The organism is Endozoicomonas atrinae (assembly GCF_001647025.1).
Taxonomy (GTDB): Bacteria; Pseudomonadota; Gammaproteobacteria; order Pseudomonadales; family Endozoicomonadaceae; genus Endozoicomonas; species Endozoicomonas atrinae.
This window is the reverse complement of sequence record NZ_LUKQ02000799.1, coordinates 1-415: the sequence shown is the minus strand read 5'-3', so window position 1 is coordinate 415 and position 415 is coordinate 1. Positions and strand designations below refer to the sequence as shown.

General features: G+C 49.6%; 1 protein-coding gene. It reads left to right on the top strand.

All coding sequences use genetic code 11. From position 1 onward, the window contains the following. On the top strand, positions 1-415 hold a 415-nt coding region (locus tag AK963_RS30650; RefSeq protein ID WP_175404804.1), incomplete at both ends, for an IS256 family transposase.

The following is a 415-nucleotide window of genomic DNA, read 5'->3' as shown; positions in this document are numbered from 1 at the left end:
ACTCGGCTAAACAAGCTTGATCAGCAAATCCTTACCCTCTATGCCCGAGGCATGACCACCCGTGATATTGCCGAAGCCATTCACGAGATGTACGGTGCTGAGGTGTCGCCTACCTTGATATCCAAGGTAACTGATGCTGTCTACGATGAGGTCAGGACTTGGCAGAATCGCCCGCTGGACAGACTTTTCCCCATCCTGTATCTCGATGGCCTTGTGGTTAAGGTTCATCAGGATAAACGGGTTATTCGTAAAACCGTGTATGTTGCTCTTGGCGTGAACACTGAAGGCCATAAGGAACTTTTGGGTCTTTGGCTTGCCGAAACAGAAGGTGCCAAATTCTGGCTTTCTGTGCTGACAGAGCTTAAGAACCGTGGAGTTGAAGATGTCTTCGTTGCCTGTGTTGATGGGCTTACCG